Raw genomic sequence first — 26,682 nt, 5'->3', positions numbered from 1 at the left:
TCAGTACATCCGCTTGCGGAACAACGCGGCGGCGAGTGTCAAGGCCGCAACGCCGATCACCGCCATTGGCCAGAACTGGTCCAGGAGCAGGCCGAAAGGGGTCCCCTCGATGAATACGCTTCGGAGAATCACCATGAAATAGCGCATGGGATTGAGCAGGGTGAGCACCTGCACGGGGGGCGACATGTTGGCGATGGGGGTGGCGAAACCCGAGAGGATGATGGCCGGCACCAGGAACATGAAGGCGCCGAGCAACCCCTGCTGCTGGGTCACGGCCAGGGAGGAGATCAGGAGCCCCATCCCGACCGCCGAGAGCAGGAAGAACGAGATACCGGTATAGAGCGTGAGGAGGCTGCCTCGCAACGGTATTTGAAACCACAACACCGCCGCGACAATGATCAGCGTGGCTTCGAAGGTGCCGATGATCATCCCGGGAAGCGCTTTCCCGACAAGGATTTCAAAGGGACGCAACGGCGTCACGAGAAGCTGGTCGAAGGTGCCCTGTTCGCGTTCGCGCGCCACGGAAAGGGCGGTGACCAGGAGAGTGACCACCAGTGTGAGCGTTCCGACGATGCCGGGGGCGATGAACCAGAGGCTGTCGAAATTCGGATTGAACCAGGCGCGCACGTCGAGTGTGGCCGGGAATCCCTGCAGGCCCCTGCGTTCCGCCCACCGGGTGTTGAACGATCCCACGATAGCCCTGGCGTAGGAAAGGGCGATGGATGCGGTATTGGAGTTGCGGCCGTCGATGAGCACCTGCACCGATGCGGGCCGGCCGGCCAGCAGGTCTTCGGTGAACCGTTGTCCGATGCGCAGGACCAGGAGCACATCCTTCCCGTCGATCAGGGGAGCGATTTCCGAATCGCGGGCGATCTCCGCCGCCTGCCGGAAAGTGGGTGAGTCGCGGAAGCCGGCAATGAGCTCCCGTGCCGCTTCTCCGGTGTCTTCGTTGTACACGGCAAACGGGACTTCCTTCAGGTCGTAGGTCGCGGCATAGCTGAAGACGAAAAGCTGGATGAGCGGCGGGATGATGATCACGACCCTGCTTTTCCTGTCTTTGAGCAGGGCCAGGAATTCCTTGATCGTCAGGGCATGGATTCTTTTCCACATGCCGGTCTCCTATTCGAGTCGCTTGCGGGATCTGCGCCGGGTCAGCCCCAGGAAAAAGGCGGCCATCACGAGCAGGGCAAACGCGTTCGGCAGGATCACCGACCACACGTTGCCTGCGAGAAAGAGGGTTTGGAGAATGGCCACGAAATATCTCGCGGCGAAAAGCCTGGTGATGGTCCGGACGACCGGCGGCATGCTGCCGATATCGAAGATGAAGCCGGAGAGCAGGAAGGCCGGCAGAAACGTGCCGATGATGGCGGCCTGGCTTGCCACGAACTGACTCTTGGCCACGGTCGAAATCAACAACCCCATGCCGAGCATGGCGAGGAGGAACAGGGAAGACGTGACGAACAGCACCCAGATCGAGCCGCGCAGAGGGACGTCGAACAGGAATACCGCCATGGCCACCGAGAGAATCATTCCGCCCATGCCGAGCAGGAAATAGGGGATGAGCTTGCCGAGCAGTATTTCACCCATGGAAACCGGGCTGATCAGGAGCGCTTCCATGGTTCCCCGTTCCCATTCGCGCGAAATCACCAGCGCGGTCAGCAAGGCCCCGATCAGGGCCATGATCACGGCGACCAGCCCCGGCACCAGGAAGTTCTGGCTCCGAATCTCGGGATTGAACCACACCCGGTGTTCGACCTGAACGGGCATGGGCAGGACCGTCCCGGTTTCGACGGCCCGGCGTTCCAGCCAGCCTCCCCAGGCGCCTTCCACGTAGCCTGCAATGAGCCTTGCCGTGTTGGCGTCCATACCGTTGACGATCACCTGGATCGATGCTCCGCCCGGCTGCCGCAGCCGTTTCGAAAAATCTTCGCGCAGATGAACGATTCCGTCCACCCGGTGGGACATGAGCTCGCGCACGGCTTCGTGCATGCCGAACATCGGGACCGGCTTGAAGTAGGGCGATCCGAAAAAGGAACCGGTCAGCGCTGAGGTGTCCGCGTTCGGTTGTTCCACCACGAGGGCGATGGGAACGTCCCGGGCGTCCAGGGACACCCCATAGCCGAATATGAACAACAGCACCAGAGGCATCAGGAAGGCGATACCGATACTGCTCGGGTCACGCACGATCTGGAGGAACTCCTTGCGGATCAACCCTCGAAGGCGCATGCTTTTGCCGCCGCGCGGCGACCGGTCCGGGAATGTGTCCGTATCGACCGCATTCATGCCGCGCCTCCGTCCCGGTCTTTGCTTTCTATGAGGCTGATGAAGGCATCTTCCATGCTGGGCGTGGGGCGATCCGCGGAGCGAGCTTTTTCCCTGATTTCCCGAGGGGTTCCGAGGGCCAGAATTTCACCGGCCGCCATGATCGCCAGCCGGTCGCAGTATTCCGCCTCTTCCATGAAATGTGTGGTCACCAGCACGGTGACTCCCGATTCGGCAAACAGGTTGATGCGGTGCCAGAATTCGCGGCGGGCGAGCGGGTCGACGCCGGAAGTCGGTTCATCCAGGAAAAGGATCTCGGGTGCGTGCATGACGGCGCAGGCCATCGCCAGGCGCTGTTTGTAGCCGAGCGGCAGATCGGCACTGACGGTGTCCGCCACGCGTCCCAGTTCGAACTGCTCGAGTGCCTCCCCGATCCGCTCGGTCCTCACGGTTCCCGAAAGGCCGTAGACGCTGCTGAAAAACTGCAAATTCTGCAGCACGCTCAAGCTGCCGTAAAGGGAGAACTTCTGCGACATGTACCCGATCCGGGAACGGGCGTTGGCGGCGGCGCGGCGCAAGTCGAGCCCGGCGACGCGCAGGCTTCCCCCGCTTGCCGGAAGCAGGCCGCAAAGCATCCGGAACGTGGTGGACTTCCCTGCGCCGTTGGCCCCGAGCAACCCGAAGACTTCTCCCCGATTCACGTCGAAGCTCACGTTCCTGACCGCGTAGAAATCGCCGAAGCGGCGTTCGATGTTGCGCACCTCGATGACGGAATCCGTGGGCTGCGATTGCGGTTCAACGACGGGTGCCGTCGAACCTTGACGCCTGCCGGTCTCTTCCTCGGAACGCCGTGTGCGGAGCATGGCGATGAAGCTGTCCTCGAATCGGGACGGAACCGGCTGCAGCGAGACTTCGTGGAGGCCGGGGAGGATTCTCCCGATGTCCGGAAAGGTCTGCGAGTCCATGACCAGCCGCACGTTTTCCTCCTGGATCACGGCGTCCACCACTCCCGAACCCGCGGCCAGCTTTGCCTGCACGCTCCGTTTGCGCGCCCCGGGAGCGCTCACTTGGTAAGCGTGCCCGCTGAGCTTCGCGCTGAATTCCTTCGGGGGGGCCTGCCCCAGCACACGCCCTTCGTGCAGCACGATCACCTCGTTGCACCTTTCGGCCTCATCCAGGTAGGCCGTGCTCAAAAGGACGCTCATGCCCTCTTCCTTCACCAGCCGGTGCACGATGGACCACAGCTCGCGCCGGGAAACCGGGTCCACGCCCACCGTCGGTTCGTCGAGCAGGAGCAGCCGCGGGGGGCGCACGAGAGTACAGGCAAGGCCCAGTTTCTGTTTCATGCCGCCCGAGAGCGCTCCCGCAAGCCTTCCGGTAAAGGATGCAAGCCCAGTCATGCGCATCAGTTCCCGGTAGCGCTCGGGTCGTTCCTGGTGCGTCACGCCCTGAAGATCGGCATACAGGTCGAGGTTTTCCTGGACGCTGAGATCCTCGTAGAGTCCGAAACGCTGAGGCATGTATCCGATGGCGGCCTGGACCGCCAACGGTTCCGCGGCGGCGTCCAGGCCCAGGACCCGGATCGTGCCCCGGTCCGCCAGGAGCAAGCCGGCGGCAAGCCGCATCAGGGTCGTCTTGCCCGCGCCGTCGGGCCCGATGAGGCCCGTGATAAGGCCGCTCCGCATCGCGACCGTCACGCCGTCCAGGGCCGTGATCGTCCGGCGGCCCGAGCGAAAGTGCTTGGTGACGTCCTTGACTTCGAGGACGGTGAGCGGTGAGGTCATGCCCGCACTCTGTCGAGCCTCTCCTGTGGGCATCAGGGTTCCTTGCAGGGATCCTCGGGGACGGATTTTTCCGGGGTCGAGGCGCGGTTCAAAGGGACCGTGACGGTGGCGGGCATTCCCAGCCGAAGCTCGTCCTGCGGGTTGCAGACGAAGACGCGCACCTGGTACACCAGACTGGTCCGTATTTCCAGGGTCTCCACGGTCTTGGGGGTGAACTGGGCCGTGGGCGAGATGAAACCGATCCATCCGCGGTAACGCTTGCCCGGGTAACTGTCCGTGGTCACCTCGGCAATCATGCCGGGCCGGAGCTTGCCGAGGTCCGATTCGGAAGCGTAGGCCCGGACCCACAGAGGTTCCGTCAGGGCGAGGGTGTAAACCGGTTTTTGGGGCGTGACCATATCGCCGGGTTCCAGGATTCGGTTCTGGATGATGCCGTCCGCCGGAGCGTACAGAGAGGCGTCGGCAAGCTGCTTCAAGGCCAGGGCGTATTCCGCTTCGAGCGCCTGCAACGTTGCCTTGGCGGATTCGACGTCCTCGATGCGCGGCCCTTCCAGGGCAAGCGCCAGTGTTTCCTGAGCCGACTTGTGTTGCGCCTGTGCCGTTTCCGCGTTGTACCTGGCCGTTTCCGCTTCTTCCCTGGAAACTGCGTTCCTTTCCGCAAGCGGTGCGCGGCGCCCGGCGAAATTCGTGGCGTTGGCGGCCTGAGCCTGGGCGGCGGCGACGTCGGCACGGGCTTTTCGGACCTCTTCCGGCCGGCTGCCGGCGATCAGCCTCGACACCGTCTGCCGTTGAGATTCCAACTGCCCCCTGGAACGATCCACGGCATATTGGAGCCGCTCGGTCTCCAGAGTGGCCAGGAGTTGGCCGGGCTTGACCCGATCCCCTTCCCTGACGAGCATCGAAGCGATCCGCTGGCTGTTGTTGAAAGCAAGCTCCACTTGCCGTATTTCCACATTTCCATAGAGCACGAGTGCGTCAACCGAAGTCTTTCCCCGGTAAGTGTGCCACAGCCATACACCCGCTCCGGCTGCCGTCACGATCAGAATCAGAAGCAATACCCGGCGAACGGCTTTTCTCATGTGCGCTTCCTGACGTCCCTGAATATGAGGGTTTTCAACACGCGGGTAAAACCGGCCCGCACCGTTTCTCCAGAGTGGGTTCCAACGCGGGCGTGCGGGCCGAAAGGTGGCGGGAAGGGATCGGGAATCCCGTCGCGCGGGTCGCGCCGTTTTCCCGCCCGCCTCGGCCTCGTCGGGGCCGTGCCCCTGAAGGCCGCGCCGGCGCAGAGCATCGCCACGGGGAAAATAAGGCGAATATTAGATTCATCTCGCGCGAAGCACAAGAGTCTTGTGAGGAGAAGACCCGGCTACGGAGTGGTCGGTCCTGGCGCCGTTCATGCCGTGCCTTCTCCCGTAACATCGCATGCCGGTGCGAATCGCCTCGTGCCGATGCAATAACTGTTGGCAAAAGGCGATTCTCCTCTATAATAATAGCTGGGCCAGAAGAACGATACTTCCAAGCGCGGGCAGATTTCCCCACCATCCGATCCGGCATATCCTCTTGGCTGGCGTTCATGAGATATATATTACGCCATCGGTGGATTTTGCCCTCTCGGGCGCGCACTCTGTTCTGCGAGAGGTCGTAAAGGCAATATCGCACGTTACAATCCGACCAGGACACGAGCGGACGATGCAGAATCAAAAGCCCAGAGCCCCGCTCTCGACAAGTCGGGACAGGCTTGGCGAATTCCTCGATTCGCCGGAAGAGAGGATGGAGCTGCTGGTCCGGATCATGGACGCTCTTCCCGTTTCCATCACGTATGTGAATCCCCGTCAATGCTACGTATTCTCTAACAAGACCTGTGAAAAATGGTTCGGACGTTGCCTCGACGACATCCGGGGCAGGCACGTCAGTGATGTGCTGGGGCCGGAGCTCTACGAGGAGGCCCGGTTCGGCGTGGAATCCGCGCTCGCCGGGAAAGCGGTGTCCTACGAGCGTTCCGTGCCGTTCAGGGACGGTGCCCTGCAGAGAATCGCGACGAGCTTCATACCTCACAAAGACGCCCGAGGCGAGCTCAGGGGATTCTTCACCCTCGAGGTCGACGTCACTTACCTCAACGAATGCAAGCAAACCGAGGAAAAACTCCAGACATCCCATCAGCAGCTGCTGGACATCATCGAATTCCTCCCGGACGCAACATTCGTGATCGATCGGGAAAGACGCGTCATCGCCTGGAACCGCGCCATCGAAACGATGACGGGCCTGCGTAAGTCGGAGATCCTGGGCAGAGGGGACTTCGCCTACGCCGTTCCTTTTTACGGTCGGCCGCGGCCGATATTGATCGACCTGGTCATGAACGACCGGATCGATCTGGAGGAATGCTACGATTTCATCGAGCGGAAAGGAAACACGGTTTTCGGTGAAGTGCTGGTACCCAACGCCTATGAAGGAAAGGGCGCTTACTTGTGGGGCACTGCTTCTCCGCTGTTTGACGTCAAGGGCGACATCATCGGTGCCATCCAATCGATTCGCGACATCACCGATCGGAAGAGGGCCCGGGATGCGCTGCTCGAGTCCGAACGGCAGCTTCGGAACCTGTCCGCTCAACTGTTACGTGCGCACGAGGAGGAACGGAAGCGAATCGCCAGGGAGTTGCACGACAGCACGGGACAATCCCTTGCGGCCCTCAAATTCTACGTGGACAACGCCCTGAACATGAAAGAGCGGGGCAAACCCGATGAGATGGCCAACTGCCTCGACCGCATGGTCCCTCTGATTCGGAACGCCATCGAAGAAGCACGGCGGATCTATATGGGGCTCAGGCCTTCCATCCTGGACGATCTCGGGATCATCGCCACCATTCAGTGGTATTGCCGGGAAGTACAGAAGACGTGTCCGAAGACGAACATCCTGGAACGGATCGACGTTCAGGAAGACAAGATCCCTGAAGACATCAAGATCGTCATTTTCAGACTGGTTCAAGAATCGCTCAACAACATCATCAAGTACGGCAAGGCAGAAAGGGTGACGATCTCCCTGGTGAGTACCTCATCCGCCATAGAACTGATCGTTCAGGACAACGGCGTGGGTTTCGATCTCGATGCGTACCTGCACACGGAAAACCGAAATCGGGGGTTGGGGCTTGCCGGGATGCGGGAGCGGATGGAGCTTTCCGGGGGGACGTTTTCGATTCAATCGATCATCGGCGAAGGAACGACGATCCGGGCCGTCTGGCCCGTCTCCGTTCGAGAATGCGACGCTCGGCCGTGTCGGGCTTCGTCTTACGAACCGCCATGAGCCGGGGGCCTGCAAAGAACGATGAAAACGTGCCGAGCCCGGGCGGCTCTTCCAGTAAAGCCAAAGGAATCTGAACCGTGCGGCGCGGGTCGCTCCTGCGGGGCGAGCGCCGATCTGCGGAAGAATCGCTAGTGGAGCTTCCCGTGGCCGACCGATCCGCCGCGCGGGAGAGTGGTCGCGAAGGCCGGACGACAAAGGCTTTCGTCATTGCCGCGGCCTTGCTCGCGCTGTTCCTGGGGGCGCTGGATGCCCTGATCATGAGCGCCGCCATGCCCACCATCGTGGCCGATCTCGGCGGATTGCCCCTTTATGGCTGGGTCTTTTCGTCCTATCTGCTCACGCGCGCGATCAGCCTGCCCATTTTCGGAAAACTGAGCGATCTATTCGACCGCAGGAGGCTTTACCTCATCGCCATCGCCATCTTCCTGGCCAGTTCGATGCTGGGAGGAGCGGCTCAGAGCATGCTGCAGCTCATCATCTGCCGGGCGATCCAGGGGGTCGGGGCGGGAGGGACCTTTGCGCTGGCCTACATCGTGGTGGCGGATCTGTCTCCGGTGGAAAAGCGCGCCAAGTGGATGGGGTTCATCAGCTTCGTCTGGGGGATTGCCAGTATCCTGGGGCCGGCCCTGGGCGGGTTCATCGTCGCCTGCATGTCGTGGCGCTGGATATTCTTCCTCAACGTGCCCATCGGAGCGGTGGCGCTTCTCGGTATCTTCCTGTTCATGCGCGACGCCCGGGAGGCGAGAACGCAAGCCGACATCGATTATGCTGGCGCGATGACGCTGGTCCTGTCGGTCCTTGCCCTGCTCCTCGCATTCATGCTTGGAGGCCGAACGTATTCCTGGCTTTCCGTGGAGATCCTGGCGTTGCTCGCCGTGGCGGTCGGGGGGGCGATCGGCTTCTGCATCGCGGAGAAAGCCGCGTCCGATCCGATCCTCAGGCTTTCCTTTTTTGGCAACAGCGGCTTCAGCATGGCCAATGCATCGGCGTTCTTCAGCAGTTTCGCCATCTTTTCCCTCTCATCCTACAGTCCGCTGTTCATTCAGGGCGGGATGGGCAAGTCCCCGGCACAACTCGGCCTCGCCATGGTCCCACTGTCGCTGGCATGGTCTCTGGGGGCAATCGTGTGTGGGCAGTTGGTCGGCCCCAAAACTGAAAAACCTTTCGCCCTGGCCGGGTCCTTTTTCCTGGTGGCGGGTTCGCTCCTGACTCTGAGCTTCTCGCCCTCCACCTCGCTTGCCTTCTGTTCATTCACGCTGGCGCTGGCCGGTTTCGGAATGGGAATCGTGTCGGTCAGCACCCTGCTCATCGTGCAGAACAGCCTCGGAGCTTCAAACCTGGGCGTCTCCACCTCTTCTCAGCAGTTTGCGAGGACTCTGGGGGGCACCATCGGGGTTGGGTTGTCGGGAAGCCTGGTCGCCGCCCAGCTGGGAAAGGCGCTCGATCCCCTGATCCATTCCGCGCCTGGGGACGGGCTTCCCGTATCCGTTTTCAAGCACTTGTCCGCAAACATCGAAAGTCTCCTCCAGCCGGAAATCCAGGCCGCGCTTTCTCCCCATCTCCAGAAAACCCTGCAGGCGGCCGTTGCGTCGGGCGTGGAAGTCGTTTTCTGGGCCGTGCTGATCACGGCTGTAATCAGCCTGGTTTTCTGCTGCCTCTTGCCGGCTCCCGGCAAATGAGCCGCTCCCGCCGTTTCCATCGGTTTTCGTCGAATCCTCGACCCGACCGGAACGTCCCGGATTGCCTCCAAGCCCCGAAGAACTCGCCTATGCCCCTGCCACGGCGTCAAGAGCTTCCTGGAGCCTGGTGATGTCCTCGTGGCGCAGGGAAGTCTGGAATACCTTCCCGCCGAATTCATTCAATTCCTGCAGCACCTTGTCGAGATTGTCCCTGACGAGCACGCAAAGGGCCGATGTCCCGGGTTTCAAATGCTTGGCCAGTTCCTGCATGAAGTCTTCATCCACCCCGGCGTGGGACAGGGAACCGGACACCGCGCCGACCATGGTGCCCGCGGCAAGACCGAACACGGCGAAAACGGGGTTGAGCATCAAAACGCCCAGAAGACTTCCCAGAAAGCCGCCCGTCACGGCCCCGCCCAGCGTGAGGTGGGTCACGTGGTGGAGTTTCACTTTTCCCGACAAGGTCCTCACCAATACGACGGCATCCTCGAGATCCACGACGCGTTCGCTCCCTTTCTTGAGCAAACTCAGCCGGACCTCCTCCCCTTTATATCGATCGTCGAACACGCTCACCACCAGTACACTCATGACATTCCTCCTTCTGGCTGGAATGCGCTTCAAGAATGCGTTGCGCTCCAATCCGGCCCGGCACCTGTTGCGGTATTACCGGCAGCGGAGGGGGGACCCGAGAGGTCCGATCCTCCTTTTTCCTCGCGCCGGCATCCGCGCTCCGAGCTGAAACACATGCAGAACCGGGCGACCGGGGAGAGGCCGAATCGCGGCATCGTCCTGGAGGTGTTGTGAGCAGGCATGTCGAGAAAATGAACGGGAATCCGCACTGACGACGATCAAGCCCCGTCCCTGATACAGATAGTAAGACAGGATGAGACGAAATGCCACTCCGGGAAATCGGCGCGATTCCCGGCGCGGACGCCGTCGGTGTTCGCTTTTCTTTTCTCCGAAAAGAGCTATATATTGTCGATTCTCCTTTGACGGCCTCGAGCGCCTTATACCCGATTGCGCTCAAGACGACAAAACCGAGCGGGAAGGCATGGAGCCCGGCCCCGGAATTGCGCGGGCCAGCCCTTGTCCCCGCTCTGTTCATCTTCCGCGGGTCCCTCGTTCCGCGATCTTGAACGCGAGTCGGCATCCGGCGGAGCAGAATCGGCGCGCTCAAGAAAGCCGGATTCGCCTGAGAGGAGAAAGCGGTGATTGTGCGGGGCGTGCGGGCCCGCCCGGCCATGGCGCGGCGACTCGTATCCCGGACGGGGAACGGGAGGAATGTCGACGGACATGAAGGGACCAACGTCAAAAAAGACGTCTCTTCGACGCGTCGAGTTCCCCGGCCGGAGAAAGGTTACAGCGGGATTCACGGCATGCAAGTCAATGCTTTGCACCACATCAGGCTGCTTCTGCGAGCGTTCCGCTACCGCAACTATCGTCTCTTCTTCTTCGGTCAGGGCATTTCTCTCATCGGCACCTGGGTGCAGCACGTGGCCATGAGCTGGCTGGTGTACCGGCTGACCGGATCCGCGCTGCTGCTCGGTACGGTGGCATTTGCAGCCCAGATCCCGTCTTTCCTGCTGTCGCCCTTGGCGGGGGTTGCGGCGGATAGATGGAACCGGCGCAGACTGCTCATCGCCACACAGAGCTTCTCCATGCTCCAGGCGTCGATCCTGGCGGTACTGGTCGTGACCGGGGCCGTCGCCACCTGGCATCTCATCGCCTTGAGCGCGTTCATCGGCGTAATCAATGCCTTCGATATTCCGATACGACAATCCTTCGTGGTCGAGATGGTCGAGAAGAAGGAGGACCTCGGGAATGCCATTGCTTTGAACTCCGCCATGTTCAACAGCGCGCGCTTCATCGGTCCATCCGTGGCGGGGGTCCTGATTTCGGCTCTGGGGGAGGGGATTTGTTTCACGCTGAACGCCGCGAGCTACGTGGCGGTGATCATCGCCCTGGCGGCGATACGAGTGGAACCGCGGAAGCTTCCAGATCACGGGAAGGCCGTCTGGCAGGATCTCGTGGAAGGCGTCGCCTACGTATTCGCCTTCAAGCCCATCCTGGCCATCCTGGCCCTGCTCGGAGTCTTCAGCATAGCGGGTTCGCCCTACTTGGTGCTCATGCCCGTCTACGCCAAGGACATCCTGCACGGCGGGGCCGATACCTTCGGGTTCCTGGTATCAGCGGCCGGTATCGGGGCGATCGCTGCAACGATCTTCCTTGCGGCGCGAAAAAGCGTCCTCGGCCTGGGAAGAATGATTCCTTTGTCCACGATCGGCTTTGGTTTCGCCATCGCCGCTTTCGCGATATCGCCGGGTTTCACCCTCTCGCTGGTCTTCCTGTTTGTGGCCGGGTTTGGAATGATGATCCAGATCGCGTCGAGCAATACGATCGTCCAGACCATTGTCGATGAGGACAAGCGGGGGCGCGTGATGAGTCTATTTACCATGTCCTTCCTGGGCATGATGCCGTTTGGCAGCCTGCTCGCGGGGGCTCTGGCGGCAAGGATCGGCGTGCGGATCACGCTGCTGCTGGGCGCCGCCTGCTGCGTTTTGGGCGCCTCCGTTTTTGCCGTGAACCTTCGCCGGCTGCGGGAAATGGTCCGTCCCGTCTATGTTCGAATGGGAATCATTCCTCCAGCGGGTATGGAGCTCGCGGCCCCGGCCGGGAAAACCGCGGCCGGAAAGGACGGGTGACGGCGGGTTCGGAGGTCATGCAAGTGGTGGGGAGCATGGGCCGGCTCGCCGGCCACGCCTCAGCGATCGACGGCCTTGTTCAGCCTTATGTCGTAGATCGGCTGGAAGTTGAGCTCGCCGGTCAGCGCGTCCTCGGGCCTCAACAGCAGTTCGCCCTCGCTTTCCACGAAGCGCAGCTCGGCGTTCACGGGGAATCCATTTCGAGCGGCCTCTTCAAGCCCGGTTTCGGCCGGGCCTGACCGAGGCTCGAGTTTGCTCTTGTGGAGCTGCTTTTGCTGCTCCATCCACTGCGCGGAACCGGCCTGGGACCGATCGACAAAAACGAAGTAGGTCAGTTTTCCGGGGCAATCCACCTCCAGGTAAAGAGAATACTCCACGGGACCCGCCTGCGGGTCGTGGCTCTCCATCCGTTTCTTCTCGTCCTTCCCGATCAGCCAGGTGGTGGGGCAGGAACGCGATTTGGCAAAGTCCCCGATCTTTCCGAAAATGAATCCCGGATCGACTTCATCCGCAACGAAGTTGGCGTCAAGAAAAGCGTCCGGTGGAGTGAATTCCACAAGCTCGTTCTTGAGTCTCTGCTTCATGGCCCGATCGCCGGCCGCCAGGCTCGGCCCGGCTGACGCCGACAGCATCGCGGTGATCCACAGCAGTACAAAAAGCTTTCGCATAATCGCTCCTGCAATGTTCCGGTTCGCGCTCGATTTGTCCCGACACCGGCAAGCGCCACGGGGCGGGTCAACCTCCGGATCGACAGCCGGGGAACGCTTGCGGATGAAGGGATGAGGGCCTTGCCCGAGGCTGCGCGTCGGATCATTTCTCCTTGAGGTTCCAGACGATGTCCCGGGAGGCCTCATCCTCACGCAGCAAACTCTCGCAGCGGGCGGCGTAGACCCGGGCGACAGGGTCGTCCGAAAGCATCCGGAAAGCCTCCAGCGCAGCGCTCAGACCCCCGGCGTAGTAAAGGGCGAGGGCGGAAGCGAACGCGTTCAGCCCATCGTTTTCCGCGGTCGATGCAAATCCGATCACTTCATACACACGAACCGGATTTTTCCTCCCGACCACGCGCAACAAGCCGATTTCACGGCCGAGGAGCTCTCCGCCGACTTGAGTCCAGGTGTCCTCGGAAACCATGGTGTAGGTGCCGAACACCTTGTTGGCTCCTTCCAGCCTCGAAGCGAGGTTGGCGGCATCCCCCAGCACCGTGTAATCGAAACGTTTTCCGGAGCCCATGTTTCCGACCACCACGGACCCCGTGTTGATGCCGATGCGCTGGTAGAGCAGCTCTCCGGTCTTGCGTCGGAATTCCTCCCGGCGTTCGTCCAGCCTGTGCTGGCAGCGGATTGCCGCCCGGCAGGCCCTGAGGGCGTGGTCGGGCTGGTCGACGGGGGCGTTCCAGAAAGCGATGACGGCATCCCCTTCGTATTTGTCCAGGGTGCCTTCCTCCTCCAGGATGATGTCGGTCATGTCGGAGAGGTATTCGTTGAGCAGGCTGGTGAGGGCAGGGGGATCGAGCCGTTCGGAGATGGAGGAGAAACCCTGCAGATCGGAAAAGAATATGGACAGTTCGCGACGTTCCCCTCCCAGTACCAGTCTGGAGGGGTCCGCCAGGATTTTCTCGACCACAGCGGGACTCAGATAATACTTGAATGCCTTTTTGATGAAAGCCCTGCGTTTCCATTCGTGGGCGTAATTGATGGAGATGCCCAGGGCAAGGGACAGGGCCACCGCCGACTCATGAACGACAATGGGCCACCAGTACCCCAGCCCGTAAGCGAGAAAGCCCGCGGCAACCGGAAGCGGCAGGACGGCCGCGGCCGCCATGGTGCTGTGGCGGGCCGTCTTGCCGCTCACCACCAGGAGGGAACCCAGCATGGACAAAAAGAGAGTGCTCAGGATGCAGAACCAGGCCGGGGCTTCCGAAAGGAAGTCGTCGGAAAGCAAGTTGTCCAGAACGGTGGCATGGAGCTCCACGCCGGGGGAGACTCTGCTGATGGGCGTGGGGCGCAGGTCGAGCAGCGCGGGAGCGCTGGCCCCCAGAAAGACGGTGCAGTCCCTTAAGACACCGGGATCCCGGATGATCGGCTCCCCTCCTTCCCGCAACCGCAGCTCCGATTCGATGACCGCCGCGGCGCTGAACGACCGGTACGTGCCCACGGGGCCCCTGAACCGCAGGATGGCCCTGCCGCGGGTATCGATGGGGATACATCGTTCGCCGATCCGGCAGCAACCGTCCCGAACCGTGATTTCCTCCAAGGGCAAGGTGCCGGAGCTGTGAAGTGCCTCGTCTGCCGGCTGCGGACGCACGGTGACAGGCCCGGAGGACGGCGTCGGTGCGGCCGTTTGCCCTCCAACGGTCGTCGGCGCAGGCGATACGGGGGGGCAGAGGCCCTGCCCGGCAAGGTAGGCGGCCAAGCTCAGGGAAGGGACCGCAAGGCCGTCGAAGAAGTGGAAAAGATGGCAGCGGCGAAAAACCCCGTCGGCATCCGGCTCCTGGATCACGTTTCCCAGGACCGCGGAACCGGAGCACACCTCGGGAACCGGAAAGGATGCCTTCGGCATGACGGCGCCGCGACTTGGAGCCGAAGCGAGCCACTCAGCCAGGTTGGATATTCTGATGGGGCACCTTCGAGGGATCTCCGGGGGCCAGGCATCCGCTTCCCCCACCTGCCTCCCGACGGAGAAGGGCATCACGAAAGCAGGGGCGCGATCGATGGCGGCGGCCAGCGCCCGATCGTCGTCGACACCGAAGAAAGAGGATTCGCTGAAGATCATGTCGAAAACGACCGCCTTGGCGCCGCCCCTGTTACAGAAGTCGATGACGGTCGTATAGACTTCGCGCGGCCAGGGCCAGGGCCAGCCTTTTTCCTTCTTGCCCCAGGCGAGGCTGTTCTGGTCCAGCAGGATCAGCTTGATCTTCTCCGTCTGTGCGGACGGCGCGGCAAAGAAATCGACGCGCCAGCTCCACGTGGCGAATTCCCACAGGTCGAAGAATCCGACTGCCCAGAACAGCAGCGCAACCATCGCTGCGCCCGCGCCGGCGAGACCACCCTCGATCAGTTTGCGGCCCATGTGCTCAACTGTGACGATAACGGCTTGCCGTTCAACTCCGCCGAATTGGCGATATCTCCCTCGTTTCCGGCATGGAATCGCCTGGAACCCCCCCTAGCCGGCCGGATTTCCCATCCGGCGGATACCGGGCGCAGCAGGCTCTGCCGCCGGGGGCCGATTCGACCCGGACGCCAAGGCTACACTTTGCTCATGAAGAGGTCGAAACGCTTCTTTCTCTCCGGAGGCGGTGCGGTCCGGGACGATGTTCCGGCCCTGGCCCCGATGGCCTGGACCCGGTCTTTGGGATCGGGATGCGTCTTGGCAAAACCCGGACCGCTTCGCACCATGCGTTTGTCCATCTCCTGGAGCATGGAGCTCAATGCGCCGGGATCGTATCCGATCCGGATCAGGATTGCGACGGCTTCCTGGTCCGCCTCCCGTTCGAGTTCCCTGGAATACCCGCTGTTGGTCAAAGTCGCCGTGACATCGCTCACCGATCCCTCAAAGGCTTCCGTCAGCTGGGCCACCTGGCTCCCCCCGAAATTCTTGGCGCCTTCGGCGGCCAGAACGGTGAACGCGGTCGTCAGCCGACTCGTCCTGATGGCCCGCAGCCCGTGCCGACCCTTGATGTGACCGATCTCGTGAGCGAGCACGGCCGCCACCTGGTCTTCATCCCGGCACAGGCGCAGCATCCCGCGGGTGACCAGGATCAAGCCGCCCGGGGCCGCGAACGCGTTGATTTCCTCCGAATCCAGGATCAAAAAGTGATAGCCGCCGAATGTTTCCGGGCGGTCCGACGCCTGGGCGAGCGATTGTCCGAGCACGTTGAGGTACCGGTTGGCTTCCTCGTCGGGATAGGGGCGATAGCTCTGCAGGATGGTCGCCGCCACGGCGCGCCCGATGTAGTATTCCTGTTCCGGGGTAATGTCCTGGAACGTTTTCCCGATCGCCTTGGCGCCGCGCACGATGGAATCGGCCTGGCCCGAATTGACTACGCCTCCCGGGATGCGGAGGACGTCGCCCAGGCTCGCGGCGCGACAGTCGCGGATCGAAAGCGACAACGCCAGGCAGAGCGTGGCCAGGACAAACACAGGGACCGAGAACCTTGAACACAGCCTCATTTCACACCTCCCGCCTGGGGCTTCACCCCGCCGTCCCTGAGAAAAGCGACCGTTTCTTCGGGGGAGATTCTCATGAGTTCCATCCTGTCCACCCATGCGAAATCCACGGACCGGTGCGCGGTCCGATACCTGCTTTCCACATCGGCATTGAATCCTTTGCCGGCGAGAGCGACTTCGTCGCTCGATGCGCCCAGTTCGGGATTCTTCCCCCCGGCGCCGAGCGACATTTTCTTTTTGGTCAGGGCGGACTGGTGTATCCAACCCTTCTTTCCGCCCGGAGCATTGACTTCCATCCAGTCTCCCTGCTGCCGGAGCACTTCGACCGGATCGCAGTAAGCCACCTCCGCCACCGGGCCGGCGAGGAACGAAGGGGAGGATCTGAGCTGGCCGTTCTTGACCTGCACGCTCATCACCTCCAGGGCTGCACCGGCCGTTGCGGCTACAAATAGGACAACGATGATCATCGGAAGCATCCTGGACTTGCTCATGCACCCTCCTGAGTTCGCAAAGCGTTCGACTTTCAAGAATCCCCGTCACGAATCGAGTCAGCATAGATGACTCCGGGCGATATGGCAAATAAAAGGTCGGCAATGAGCGGTCCGTCGGCCGCACGGAATTCACGGCAGGAACGTTCGAGGAAGAAACGGCACGACCGCGCCGCGGCCCCGGCCGTCAAGGCCGAGGGAAGGCGGGGGCCTCTGGGGGGAGCGCGGAATGCTTTGCACGGATGGGTCCGGATCAGGCATTCCCCCCGTCCAGAACCCGGCGGATGAGCCTGGCAACGTTTTTCGTGTTGAGCGGCTTCATGACGAACTGCCGAATACCCGCTTGTTTCACTTCTTCTTCGGTGATCATCTCCGTGTAGCCGGTGCAAAGGATGACGGGGATTTCGGGCCGCACGGAGAGGGCGGCGCGGGCCAGTTCCACCCCGGTCAGGCGAGGCATGGTGAGGTCGGTGATGATGAGGTCGAATTCATCCGCCCGGTTCTTGAAAATATCGAAGGCCTTGATGCTGTCGCTGGTGGCGGTCACTGTGTAACCGAGGGCCGTCAACATCGTTCTGGCCAGTTCCACCAGGACGCGTTCGTCATCAACGAAGAGGATTCGTTCGCTGCCCGTGGGAACGGCCTCCACCGGTTCCACGGCCGCTTCCACGCCCTCCACCAGTGCGGGAAGCCAGACGCTGAACACCGAACCGGCGCCGGGTTCGCTGGATACCGTAACCGTTCCTCCGCACTCCTTGACGATCCCGTAGACCACCGAAAGGCCCAGGCCGGTTCCCTCACCCGGCCTCTTGGTGGTGAAGAAAGGGTCGAAGATCCGGTGCAGGATTGCATGGTCGATACCGGTGCCCGTGTCGCTGATGGTCAGCTTCAAATAGGGACCGGAAGGCAGGTCCGCAGGGAAAGCCGTCGAGCCCGGACGGACGTCGATGTTTTCGAGATCGACTTGGAGCACGCCGCCTTTTTCGCGCATGGCATGAGCGGCGTTCGTGCAAAGGTTGATCAGGACCTGGTGTATCTGTGTCGGGTCGGCAAGGACGGCGTGGGTTCCCGGGGCGATTTTCTGGCGGATCTTGATGGTTGAGGACAGCGTGGCGCGGAGAAACTTCAGAGCCTCCTTGACGATCGATCTCACGTCCACCGGCCGGATATCCCTCTCCGCCTTGCGACTGAAGGCCAGGATCTGGCCGACAAGGTTCCGGGCGCGGTCGCAGGCTTTCAGAACCTGGTCCAGGTAACGGCGCGGGTCCGGGTGCTCCACCGTCTGCCGGGTCATTTCCGTATATCCGATGATGGCGGCCAGGATATTGTTGAAGTCGTGGGCGATGCCGCCCGCGAGAGTGCCGATGGCTTCGATCTTCTGAGCCTGGAGAAGACGGGATTCGAGGACCTTGCGGTCCGTGATGTCCTGGGCGGTGCCCTCCATGTAGATCAGTCGCCCGCCGCGATCGCGCACGCCGCGAAGGCTGATCTTGATCCACGCGAGGCTCCGGTCTTTTCGTTGCACCTGGATTTCGAAGTCCTGGACGATACCCCTTTCCAAGGTGAGCTGAAGGAGCTCCAGGCGACGTTCAGGATCGACATATACCTGCCGGGACAGGTCCGTCACGCTCCGGATGGTCTCCTCGGGCGAACCGTAACCCAAAATACGGGCGAGCGACGGATTCACGCTGAGGAATCGGCCTTCGGGCGTGGTCTGGAAGATTCCCTCCAGGGCATTTTCAAAAATGGACCGGTACTTTTCCTCCGCCCGGGCGAGCGCCTCCTCCATTCGCTTGCGTTCGGTGATGTCCCGCAACGACTCGATGGCGCCGACAATGTTCCCCTTGGAGTCGCGCAGGACGCTTGCCGTTCCGATCAGGTACGCCCCCCTTCCCCGGAGTGTCGGAGTGTGCTCTTCCGCCTCGAAAACCGTTCCCCCTTTTCCGATTTTCGAGTAGGCCGCCCCCTCTTGTCCCAACGGGTGGAGAACGAGGTCGATGAGGATCGGTCGCCGCTTGCCGTAGAAGGGCAGGGCGTATTCATAATCGCCCCTGCCCAGCATGTCCGCCGCGTTGACTCCGGTCATCTCCTCGATGGCCCTGTTCCAGGCGATCACCCTGCCTTCCCGGTCAATGACGAACGTGGCGTTGGGAAGAAAATCGATAATGTCGGCCAGTTGCCGCCGGGATTCCCTGAGTGCCTCTTCGGCCTGCTTGTATTCAGTGATGTCGCGGATGGATTCGATCACCCCCACGCGGTTTCCGTGGGCGTCGAACAACGGGGCCGCCTTGGCCATGACGTAAGCTCCCTTGCCGCCGTAAACGCAGGGAAGAAAGGTCTCGGCGTAAACGACGTTCCCCGCTCTCTTGACATAGTGATATTTCGATTCGAGCTCGTCGTCGCCGACGTCGATAAGGTCCGGCAGGTGCGGTCGCGGTCCGCCGTAAAGTGGAACCATGCAGGCATTGTCCCCCTTGCCGATCATGTCCTGCTTGCTGGCCCCGGTCATTGTTTCAATGGCGCGATTCCAGGCAATGACCCGTTTACCGTTGTCGAGAACCAGCGTGGCGTCGGGAAGAAATTCTATGATGTCATAAAGTTGCTGGTTCGCGGAAATCAGTGCGTCTTCCGCTTTCTGACGCTCGGTGACGTCCAGTCCGGTGGCCAGGAGGAAGGTGTTTTTCCCGATGACGATCTTCTTGCCGGAAAAGTAGAAATGCCGCACTTCATTCTGCCCGGTGATGATCCGGGCGGTCGTATCCGCGTACCCGCGCTCGAAAACGTTCCGGATCGCGCCGGCGATGAGGTGACGATCCTCGGCGAGGACGGGGATGAGAGCGTCCAGGCCGTCCATTTGTTCGTCCGAAGTTCCGATGGTTTCCCTGACGACCCTGTTCCATCGAACGAAACGCCCTTCGGTATCGAGGACGAAAAACATGCCCGGCAGGACGTCGATGAGGGTGTCGGAGAACTCCTTTTCCTGTTGCAGGGCCAATTCCGCCAGTTTCCGTTCGGTAATGTCCTGCACGCTTTGAACGGCCCCCACGATGGCGCCGCGGGAATCCCTGACCGGGCCCGCGGTGACGTGCAGCCACTTTCCACCGGTTCCGAGGTTTGGCAGAAAAGGAGTCGCCTCGAACGCTCCCGCGACCAGGTCGGACTTCCTCGCCGCATGGCCGTACCTTTTTGAAAACTCCTTCAGATCCTCGTCGAGCAGCAGATCCGCCATGCAAGGCCTTTCGCCGTCATAGAAGGCAGACCAGTGCCGGTTGGTGCCGATCATATCCTCGCTTCCGATCCCGCTGAACTTTTCGAGCGCCGCGTTCCAGTACAACACGCGGTGGTCCTTCCCGATCACGAAGGTGGGATTGGGAGATGCCTGAATGATCCGGTGGAGCATTCGCTCGCTCTTCTCAGTGGCTTCAATGGCCTGCTTGTATGCGGTGATGTCCCGGATGATGGCCTGGACCAGGGTCTGTGCGCCCAGTTCGAGACGGTCCACGCTCGCATACATATCCAACCGCGTGCCGTCGCCGCGGAGGAACCGCAACTCGAAGGCCTCCGGCGCGCCGGAGGCGAGGACGGCCCGGATCCGCTCACGGAGCAACTGCCGGGAATCGCCTCCGCCCGGCAGGCCGCAAGGTGAAAGGTTCTCCATTGCACTGTCGAAATCCATTCCTTCGCGAATTCCGAGCAATGCGCGGGCGCTTTCATTGGCGTCGACGAATTTCCAGTCCTGAATGATGCATATTGCCGCCCGGGCGCTTTCAAAGAGCGTCCTGTACTTGACTTCGCTCACACGCAGGGCCTGTTCGGCGACCTTGCGCTTCTTCTCCTCTTCAACGATCAGGAAGGCGCGGGTGAGATAGTAGAGCCAGATCCCGGCCCCGACGAGCAGGACTCCCACGACATAGGACCAGGTGTTCCTGAACTCGTCTATGATGCCGAGGACTTCATTCTCGGGCGTGGCGACGACAACGGACCAGAAAGTGCCGCCCATGCGTAAGGGCTGGAAGACGGCGTGCTTGTTGGACACCGTGGTGAGCTCTCCGCGAATGTGATCGAAGCTGTACGTCGTTACTCCCGATTGACCCTCCGTCATGGCTTTCGCCATGGTGATGATGGCGGGAAAATCCCTGCAATTTTCAAATACCGACTTGCCGACATGACCGGGAACGGGACAATAGAGCTCGACTCCATTCCGATCGATCGCCCAGGCGTAGCCGTCCTTTCCGATCTTGATCCCCCCCAGGTATCGCTCCGCCAGCTTGTCCAAGCGGATCAGAACGATCAGCGTACCCGTGTAAGTATCGTCTTCCAGCACGGGCACTCGGATCGGAATACCCGACCACCCATCCTCGGTAAAGAGCGGATCGCTCACCACCGGTTCCCGCCCCGCGGGGGCTCCGTCGGGGATGTTCCGGCGCGCGAGATCCTCCGCCCTCGATTCTTCCGGGAAGCAATAAACAACCCGGCCCTGCGCATCCGTTCGCAGAATGACCTCGATGTCGCCTTCGCTCATCCGGTGAAACATCCGCAGCAGGTCTTTTCCCTGATCGTTCCAATGGATGACGTCCTTCATCTCGGACAGCGTCTTGAGATGGTGCCGGCAGTCGTTGAAATAGCTCTCCAGACCCAGGGCCGCCTCTTTTGCAAGCATCCGTTGAAGATCGTTGAGCTGATCGATGGTCTTATTATTTACTGCCACATAGGCCGCATGAAGAAGGAAGGCGCAGACAACAACCAAAACCAGAGGAATGACCAGCAGCTTCAGGTACCGCATCCCGTCGTTCTCCCAAACATCTCGCCCGGGAACGCAATGCGCCCCGGGCAGAGAAACCGGGCTCTCTTTTGGGAACCGGCCGATTCAGCCCGACCGATCGGCATGTACCCGCGGACAATGCCGGCCAATGCATCGCAAACGTCACGGCACTTCGGATCGCGTTGCATCCGGGGCAATCAATCGGCCCCGCAGGCGCACCGACGGAAGACTGAAAACTCAAGTTACCCAAGGGTCATTTATTGAGGAAGGAACGAATTATTCGTAGATATAATATACCCCTTTGGCGGCCATGTCATGGAAATTCTCCAACCGCGCCGGGCGGTCGCTCCTCATGGAAAAGGAGAACGTAACGGCGACCGGCGCCCGGGGAGGCCGGGACGCGGGAAGTGACTGCTCAAGCTGCCGGATTACCGAAGAATAACGTTCCAGGGTTCAGGTCCTTGAAAGGCGGGAACGGGTGAAAGGGGCGGTGCGGGATGCCGCGGCGGCCCGGATCGGGACCCGCGAGCGGAGCCGGGGATGGGCTCGGATCGTCGCCGCGGGGAAAGCTCGGCCCTTTGAAGAGAAGATCCGGCGTATCATCGGACGGTTGGACCTGATTGTTTTCAGACGGCATGGAACCGGGTACGCGAGGGATTGCTCGCCGGGCGCGCAGCCGGAATCTTAGCACAATCTTCCCACTGCGGTTTCGACTTCCTTGAGAATCGTCCCGCTTCTCATGAGACGAGCCATGGCGTGGATGTCCTCGGACAATACCCGGTCTTTTTCGAGGTGCGGAACGGTTCGGCGGATGCATTCGTAGGCGGCGAGGGTCCCCGAGCCCGGCTTGACGTTGGTGAAGAGGTCGAGGGCCTGCGCTCCGCAGAGCAGTTCCACGGCGATCACGAACTCGGCATTCGTCAGCGCCTCGCGGCATTTGCGGGCCGCAATGGGACTCATCGACACGTGGTCCTCCTTGTTCGCCGAGGTCGGAATGGAATCCACCGTGGCCGGGTGCGCGAGCACTTTGTTTTCCGACACGAGCGCCGCCGCCGTGTACTGGGCCAGCATGAATCCCGAGTTCAATCCTCCTTCGCTCACCAGGAAGGCCGGAAGGCCGCTCAACTGAGGGTTTACGAGCCGTTCGATGCGCCTCTCGGAAATGCCGGCCAGCTCCGCCACGGCCATGCACAGAAAGTCGAGGGCCAGACCCACGGGCTGACCGTGAAAGTTACCCCCCAGGAGGAATTCCTCCGTGTCCGGAAAGATCAGGGGATTGTCCGTGGAAGCATTCATTTCGGTCACTACCACCCGTGCCGCATAGTCGATGGCGTCCCTGCTCGCGCCGTGAACCTGTGGTGAGCACCGGAGCGTGTAGGCGTCCTGGACTCGGTTGCAGTCCTTGTGGGAAGATATGATTTCGCTGTTCGACGTTATTCTGCGCAGGTTGTCCGCCGCTGCAATCTGACCGGGGTGAGGCCGGACTTCGTGGATTCTCGGGTCGAACTCGGTTCTGCTCCCCAGGAGGACCTCAAGGCTCATGGCTGCCGCGATATCGGCCAGTTTGGCGAGGCGCGCGGCATCATAGACCGCCAGGGCGCCGATGGCCGTGGTCATCTGCGTGCCGTTCACCAGGGCAAGGCCTTCCCCGGCTTCCAGCCGAAGCGGCGCTATGCCGCATCGGCGCAGGGCTTGCGCTCCCCGCATTCGGTTTCCTTCGTGGAAGGCTTCCCCGCGCCCGATGAGCACGAGAGCGAGGTGCGCCAGCGGGGCCAGGTCGCCGCTCGCGCCCACCGATCCCTTTTCCGGAATGACCGGGTGGATTCCGCGGTTGAGCATATCCGCCAGCCTCCGGACGGTTTCGAGCCGGATGCCCGATTGGCCCCTGGCAAGCGCTTTGACCCGGAGCGCCATGATCGCGCGCACGGTTTCCTCGTCCAGCGGACGGCCGACGCCCGCCGCATGACTCATGAGGATGTTCTCCTGCAAAATCCTGGTCTCCGCCGGTGGGATCGTGACGTTGCTCAGGGCTCCGAAGCCCGTCGTCACGCCGTAGATGATTCTCCCCTCCTCGATCCATCGCCGCACCAGGCCGTGGGACCGTACGATGCGCTCCTCGGACTCTCCGCTCAGGCGGACCCGGACGCCGCCCCGGGCGATGGCCTCGAGGTCTTCCAGGGTCATTCCGTCCACGCCGAGCACAATCTCCCTCATGCATGGTCCTCCGGACGAATCGGGATGCTCACGGGTGGTCGCCGGTGATGCCTTCCCATTGGCGCATCGGGTTGGCCTGTTTGTAAACCTCCACCACGGGCGACACCCCGATGTGATAGGCCAGAATGGCGGGGCTCTTGCCGTCGAGAAGCAAAAAGTCCGCGCTCTTGCCCACCTCCAGGCTCCCGACCCGTCCGCCCTGTCCGATCGCATAGGCGCCGTTGAGCGTCGCGGCAACGAGCGCTTCCTGCATCGAGAGGCCCATGCCCAGAACCGCCAGGCCATACACGAACGGCATGGATTCGGTGTAGGCGGTGCCGGGATTGCAGTCCGTGGCGACGGCGACGGGCAAGCCGAGCTCCACCATGCGACGGGCCGGAGCGTAGCGTCTGCGCAAGCTGTAGGCCGTCGCGGGCAGGAGTATCCCGACGACTCCGGCTTCCGCCATGGCACGGAGGTTCGTCTCGCTCGTCCGCAAGAGGTGCTCCGCGGACGTTGCCCGGAGTTCCGCCGCAAGGGCGGAGCCCCCTAGATCGTGGACCTCATCCGTATGGATCTTGAGCTCGAGACCGACGCCGCGAGCGGCCTCCAGGACCCTGCGGCTCTGAGCCACGCTGAACACGCCCGCCTCGCAGAAGACGTCGCAGAAGACGGCCCCCGAGTGCCGTGCAACGGCCGGGAGCATTTCATGGACCACCAGGTCCACGTATCCGTCGGGGTGCGCCACGTGCTCTTCGGGTATGGCATGGGCTCCCAGAAAGGTGGGAACCACGTCAAGCGGAGTTTCCCGCCCGATCCTTTCGATGACCCGCAGCATCCGCAGTTCCGATTCGGTGTCCAGGCCGTAACCGCTCTTGATTTCGAGGGTAGTGGTCCCGAGACCGAGAGCCGTCATGACATGCTTGCGGGTAAAGGCGAACAGCTCGTCCTCGGTGGCTGCCCGCGCGGCTCGAACGGAGGACAGAATCCCTCCGCCGCGCCCGAGGATTTCGAGGTACTCCATTCCTTCGATCCGCAGCAGGAATTCTTCTTCCCGGGTTTTCGCAAAACACATGTGAGTGTGCGGGTCGACGAAGCCCGGAATGACGCAGTATCCCCGGCAGTCGATCTCTTCGTCCACCTGGCCCGCGGAGATCCCCGCCAGCACTTCGCGCTCGTCGCCGACGGCTTCGATCACGCCGTCCTTGGCGTAAATGGCTCCCCGGGGAATATGGATCACATCGCCCTGGTGTTTCCCGGCGAGCGGAACTCCCCGGTCGGTGGGAGTGAAAATACGCCCGTTCCTGAACAGCTTGCGACTCATGTTCATCCCCCTTTCAGAAGGTCCTTGCCGCTTTCGCGCGGAGCCGTTCCCAATCGGGATAGCCGCCCCGCGCGGATCCCGTATGAAAGAGCGGAACCGGTCGATTTCCGGGCCGTGACCGAACCCGGTCATGTGAACCTGTTGATCATGGGAATCCGGATCGCGCGCTCCCTCGCCACCTCCACGGCGCGCCCGTAGGCCGCATCCGCGTGCCGGATGATCCCCATGGCCGGGTCGTTGCGAAGGACGGTCGCGGCGCGCAGCCCGGCTTCGTCCGTTCCGTCGACGACGGTCACCTGTCCGGCATGGAGCGCATACCCGATGCCCACACCGCCGCCGTCGTGGTAAGCGACCCAGCTCGCTCCCGAAGCCACGTTGACCAGGGCGTTCAGAACAGCCCAGTCGGCGACGATATCGGAACCGTCCCGCATGCCTTCCGTCTCGCGGTTTGGCGATGCCACCGAACCGCAGTCGAGATGATCCCTGCCGATCACCACCGGAGCTTTCACTCTGCCCCGGCGCACCAGGTCGTTGAAGATCAATCCGGCCTTCTCCCGCTCCCCGTAGCCGAGCCAGCAGATCCGGGCCGGGAGCCCCATGTGGGAGACTTTTTCCTCGGCCATGGTTAGCCAGCGGACCATGCGCTCCTTGTACGGAAAAGCCTCCATGAGGGCGCGGTCGGTCACCGCGATGTCTTCCGGATCTCCCGACAGGGCGACCCACCGGAAAGGTCCCTCTCCTTCGCAGAAGAGCGGGCGGATGTAGGCCGGCACGAACCCGGGATAGTCGAAGGCATTTTCCACACCCCTCTTGAGCGCCTGGGCGCGCAGGTTGTTTCCGTAGTCGAAAGCCACGGCGCCGCGTGCTTTCATGTCCAGGACGGCACGGCAATGCACGGCCATGGAATCCAGGGCCATCTCCACATAGCGGCCGGGATCCGAAGAGCGCAAAACCGCCGCCTGTTCGCATGAAACCCCGGCGGGCACATATCCGTTCAGTTCGTCGTGAGCGCTCGTCTGGTCCGTGACGACGTCCGGTATGAAGCCCATCCGGACCATCTCGGGAAGCACTTCCGCCGTGTTCCCCAACAGCCCGACGGACAGCGGCCGCTTCTGCTCCGCGGCCGTCCCGGCCATCCGGATCGCCTCGCCGATGTCCTCCGTCATGGCGTCCAGGTAACGGGTGCGCAGGCGGCGTTCGATTCGTGCGCGATCCACCTCGACACAGACCAGCACTCCTTCGTTGAGGGTGACCGCGAGCGGCTGCGCTCCGCCCATTCCTCCCAGACCCCCGCTCACCACGATTCGCCCGGCGAGATTCCCTCCCCAATGCTGACGGGCCAGAGACGCCAGCGTCTCGTAAGTGCCCTGGAGGATTCCCTGCGTCCCGATGTAGATCCACGACCCCGCGGTCATCTGCCCGTACATCGTCAATCCCTTGCGCTCCAGCTCGTGGAAATGCTCCCAGTCGGCCCAGCGGGGCACGAGGTTGGAGTTGGCGATCAGGACCCGGGGCGACCACGGATGGGTTTTGAGGATTCCCACCGGCTTTCCCGACTGCACCAGCAGGGTTTCGTCGTCTTCCAGCTCGAGGAGCGACCGCACGATGGCGTCGAAACACTCCCAGTTCCTGGCGGCCCGTCCCGTTCCGCCATACACGACGAGATCGTCCGGCCGTTCTCCGCATTCGGGGTCGAGGTTATTGCACAGCATCCTGAGTGCCGCTTCCTGGCGCCATCCTTTGCAGTGAAGTTCGACGCCCCGTGGGGCCCTTACCGGACGGGCCTTTCCGCAGCCGATTTGAAGTTCTTCCAGCAGGCGTTCCCGGGGAGATTTCGTCATGGGCGGCACTCCTGGTCGTTGGTTCCAAGAAAGAGCTCGCTATGCGCGGACGCGCGGGAATGAATCCTGCTCCGACCCGCTATCGCCACGCCTGGATGTCGAGGGAACTTTGCCCGCCCGCAACGGACACACGGCGTTCGTGAAACCTACCCGAGTCCGCCGTCCTGCGCATGCCGTCCTTGCC

At 62.0% G+C, this 26,682-nt stretch carries 16 protein-coding genes; 3 read left to right on the top strand and 13 right to left on the bottom strand.

What is annotated here, in order from left to right; genetic code table 11:
* From SFUM_RS12375 to SFUM_RS12360, 4 genes are read right to left on the bottom strand one after another with little or no spacing between them, the layout of a single operon-like run.
* Complete coding sequence (locus SFUM_RS12375) at window positions 1-1,110, bottom strand: ABC transporter permease (protein WP_011699242.1); 1,110 nt, start codon at window positions 1,108-1,110, stop codon at window positions 1-3.
* Window positions 1,111-1,119: 9 nt separating this feature from the next.
* Window positions 1,120-2,283, bottom strand: coding sequence for an ABC transporter permease (locus SFUM_RS12370; protein ID WP_011699241.1), 1,164 nt, complete (start codon window positions 2,281-2,283; stop codon window positions 1,120-1,122).
* Entirely contained in the window at window positions 2,280-4,079 is a 1,800-nt protein-coding gene (locus SFUM_RS12365) for an ATP-binding cassette domain-containing protein (RefSeq protein WP_011699240.1), read from the bottom strand. The genes SFUM_RS12370 and SFUM_RS12365 overlap by 4 nt, the downstream gene beginning before the upstream one ends.
* On the bottom strand, window positions 4,079-5,125 hold the full coding sequence (locus tag SFUM_RS12360) for an HlyD family secretion protein (protein WP_011699239.1): 1,047 nt from the start codon (window positions 5,123-5,125) through the stop codon (window positions 4,079-4,081). Before SFUM_RS12360 ends, SFUM_RS12365 begins: the two co-directional genes overlap by 1 nt.
* Before the next feature lie 610 nt (window positions 5,126-5,735).
* Here SFUM_RS12360 and SFUM_RS12355 point away from each other — a divergent pair.
* Both SFUM_RS12355 and SFUM_RS12350 read left to right on the top strand, forming a co-directional pair.
* Window positions 5,736-7,343, top strand: a complete 1,608-nt coding sequence (locus SFUM_RS12355) for a PAS domain-containing sensor histidine kinase (RefSeq protein ID WP_011699237.1) — start codon at window positions 5,736-5,738, stop codon at window positions 7,341-7,343.
* Between the two features lie 143 nt (window positions 7,344-7,486).
* Window positions 7,487-9,022, top strand: a complete 1,536-nt coding sequence (locus tag SFUM_RS12350; RefSeq protein ID WP_011699236.1) for an MDR family MFS transporter — start codon at window positions 7,487-7,489, stop codon at window positions 9,020-9,022.
* Window positions 9,023-9,109: 87 nt separating this feature from the next.
* Here the strand turns inward: SFUM_RS12350 and SFUM_RS12345 are convergent, their stop codons facing one another.
* Window positions 9,110-9,610 carry a DUF1269 domain-containing protein gene (locus tag SFUM_RS12345; RefSeq protein ID WP_011699235.1) on the bottom strand — a complete coding sequence of 167 codons (501 nt, stop codon included), beginning with the start codon at window positions 9,608-9,610 and terminating at the stop codon, window positions 9,110-9,112.
* A 788-nt stretch (window positions 9,611-10,398) separates the two neighbouring features.
* On the opposite strand from SFUM_RS12345, the gene SFUM_RS12335 reads away from it, so the two are divergent.
* Window positions 10,399-11,724, top strand: a complete 1,326-nt coding sequence (locus tag SFUM_RS12335; RefSeq protein ID WP_011699233.1) for an MFS transporter — start codon at window positions 10,399-10,401, stop codon at window positions 11,722-11,724.
* Window positions 11,725-11,783: 59 nt separating this feature from the next.
* Here the strand turns inward: SFUM_RS12335 and SFUM_RS12330 are convergent, their stop codons facing one another.
* From SFUM_RS12330 to hutU, 8 genes are all read right to left on the bottom strand, one after another.
* Window positions 11,784-12,392, bottom strand: a complete 609-nt coding sequence (locus tag SFUM_RS12330; protein ID WP_011699232.1) for a hypothetical protein — start codon at window positions 12,390-12,392, stop codon at window positions 11,784-11,786.
* Between the two features lie 142 nt (window positions 12,393-12,534).
* The gene (locus SFUM_RS21815) at window positions 12,535-14,793 is read right to left on the bottom strand and encodes a CHASE2 domain-containing protein (RefSeq protein WP_011699231.1); all 2,259 of its coding nucleotides are present in this window, start codon (window positions 14,791-14,793) and stop codon (window positions 12,535-12,537) included.
* Between the two features lie 176 nt (window positions 14,794-14,969).
* Complete coding sequence (locus SFUM_RS12320; RefSeq protein ID WP_011699230.1) at window positions 14,970-15,893, bottom strand: M48 family metalloprotease; 924 nt, start codon at window positions 15,891-15,893, stop codon at window positions 14,970-14,972.
* On the bottom strand, window positions 15,890-16,381 hold the full coding sequence (locus tag SFUM_RS12315) for an SH3 domain-containing protein (RefSeq protein ID WP_011699229.1): 492 nt from the start codon (window positions 16,379-16,381) through the stop codon (window positions 15,890-15,892). The genes SFUM_RS12320 and SFUM_RS12315 overlap by 4 nt, the downstream gene beginning before the upstream one ends.
* A gap of 250 nt (window positions 16,382-16,631) precedes the next feature.
* Entirely contained in the window at window positions 16,632-21,161 is a 4,530-nt protein-coding gene (locus tag SFUM_RS21810) for a PAS domain S-box protein (RefSeq protein ID WP_011699228.1), read from the bottom strand.
* 663 nt (window positions 21,162-21,824) lie between these two features.
* Window positions 21,825-23,354 carry a histidine ammonia-lyase gene (gene hutH, locus SFUM_RS12300; RefSeq protein WP_011699227.1) on the bottom strand — a complete coding sequence of 510 codons (1,530 nt, stop codon included), beginning with the start codon at window positions 23,352-23,354 and terminating at the stop codon, window positions 21,825-21,827.
* A gap of 28 nt (window positions 23,355-23,382) precedes the next feature.
* Entirely contained in the window at window positions 23,383-24,657 is a 1,275-nt protein-coding gene (gene hutI / locus SFUM_RS12295) for an imidazolonepropionase (RefSeq protein ID WP_011699226.1), read from the bottom strand.
* Window positions 24,658-24,785: 128 nt separating this feature from the next.
* A complete protein-coding gene (hutU, locus tag SFUM_RS12290) occupies window positions 24,786-26,498 on the bottom strand; it encodes a urocanate hydratase (protein WP_011699225.1) in 1,713 nt (570 codons plus the stop codon).
* Window positions 26,499-26,682: the final 184 nt, after the last annotated feature.

This window comes from Syntrophobacter fumaroxidans MPOB (assembly GCF_000014965.1).
Lineage (GTDB): Bacteria > Desulfobacterota > Syntrophobacteria > Syntrophobacterales > Syntrophobacteraceae > Syntrophobacter > Syntrophobacter fumaroxidans.
Note: the sequence above shows the minus strand (reverse complement) of the source record. Positions and strands in the feature narration are given on the sequence as shown.

Bases quoted from the DNA above. Each gene is read 5' to 3' on its own strand.
- SFUM_RS12375 (WP_011699242.1), bottom strand. From the start codon at position 1,110: ATGTGGAAAAGAATCCATGCCCTGACGATCAAGGAATTCCTGGCCCTG.
- SFUM_RS12370 (WP_011699241.1), bottom strand. From the start codon at position 2,283: ATGAATGCGGTCGATACGGACACATTCCCGGACCGGTCGCCGCGCGGC.
- SFUM_RS12365 (WP_011699240.1), bottom strand. From the start codon at position 4,079: ATGCCCACAGGAGAGGCTCGACAGAGTGCGGGCATGACCTCACCGCTC.
- SFUM_RS12360 (WP_011699239.1), bottom strand. From the start codon at position 5,125: ATGAGAAAAGCCGTTCGCCGGGTATTGCTTCTGATTCTGATCGTGACG.
- SFUM_RS12355 (WP_011699237.1), top strand. From the start codon at position 5,736: ATGCAGAATCAAAAGCCCAGAGCCCCGCTCTCGACAAGTCGGGACAGG.
- SFUM_RS12345 (WP_011699235.1), bottom strand. From the start codon at position 9,610: ATGAGTGTACTGGTGGTGAGCGTGTTCGACGATCGATATAAAGGGGAG.
- SFUM_RS12335 (WP_011699233.1), top strand. From the start codon at position 10,399: ATGCAAGTCAATGCTTTGCACCACATCAGGCTGCTTCTGCGAGCGTTC.
- SFUM_RS12330 (WP_011699232.1), bottom strand. From the start codon at position 12,392: ATGCGAAAGCTTTTTGTACTGCTGTGGATCACCGCGATGCTGTCGGCG.
- SFUM_RS21815 (WP_011699231.1), bottom strand. From the start codon at position 14,793: ATGGGCCGCAAACTGATCGAGGGTGGTCTCGCCGGCGCGGGCGCAGCG.
- SFUM_RS12320 (WP_011699230.1), bottom strand. From the start codon at position 15,893: ATGAGGCTGTGTTCAAGGTTCTCGGTCCCTGTGTTTGTCCTGGCCACG.
- SFUM_RS12315 (WP_011699229.1), bottom strand. From the start codon at position 16,381: ATGAGCAAGTCCAGGATGCTTCCGATGATCATCGTTGTCCTATTTGTA.
- SFUM_RS21810 (WP_011699228.1), bottom strand. From the start codon at position 21,161: ATGCGGTACCTGAAGCTGCTGGTCATTCCTCTGGTTTTGGTTGTTGTC.
- hutH (WP_011699227.1), bottom strand. From the start codon at position 23,354: ATGAGGGAGATTGTGCTCGGCGTGGACGGAATGACCCTGGAAGACCTC.
- hutI (WP_011699226.1), bottom strand. From the start codon at position 24,657: ATGAGTCGCAAGCTGTTCAGGAACGGGCGTATTTTCACTCCCACCGAC.
- hutU (WP_011699225.1), bottom strand. From the start codon at position 26,498: ATGACGAAATCTCCCCGGGAACGCCTGCTGGAAGAACTTCAAATCGGC.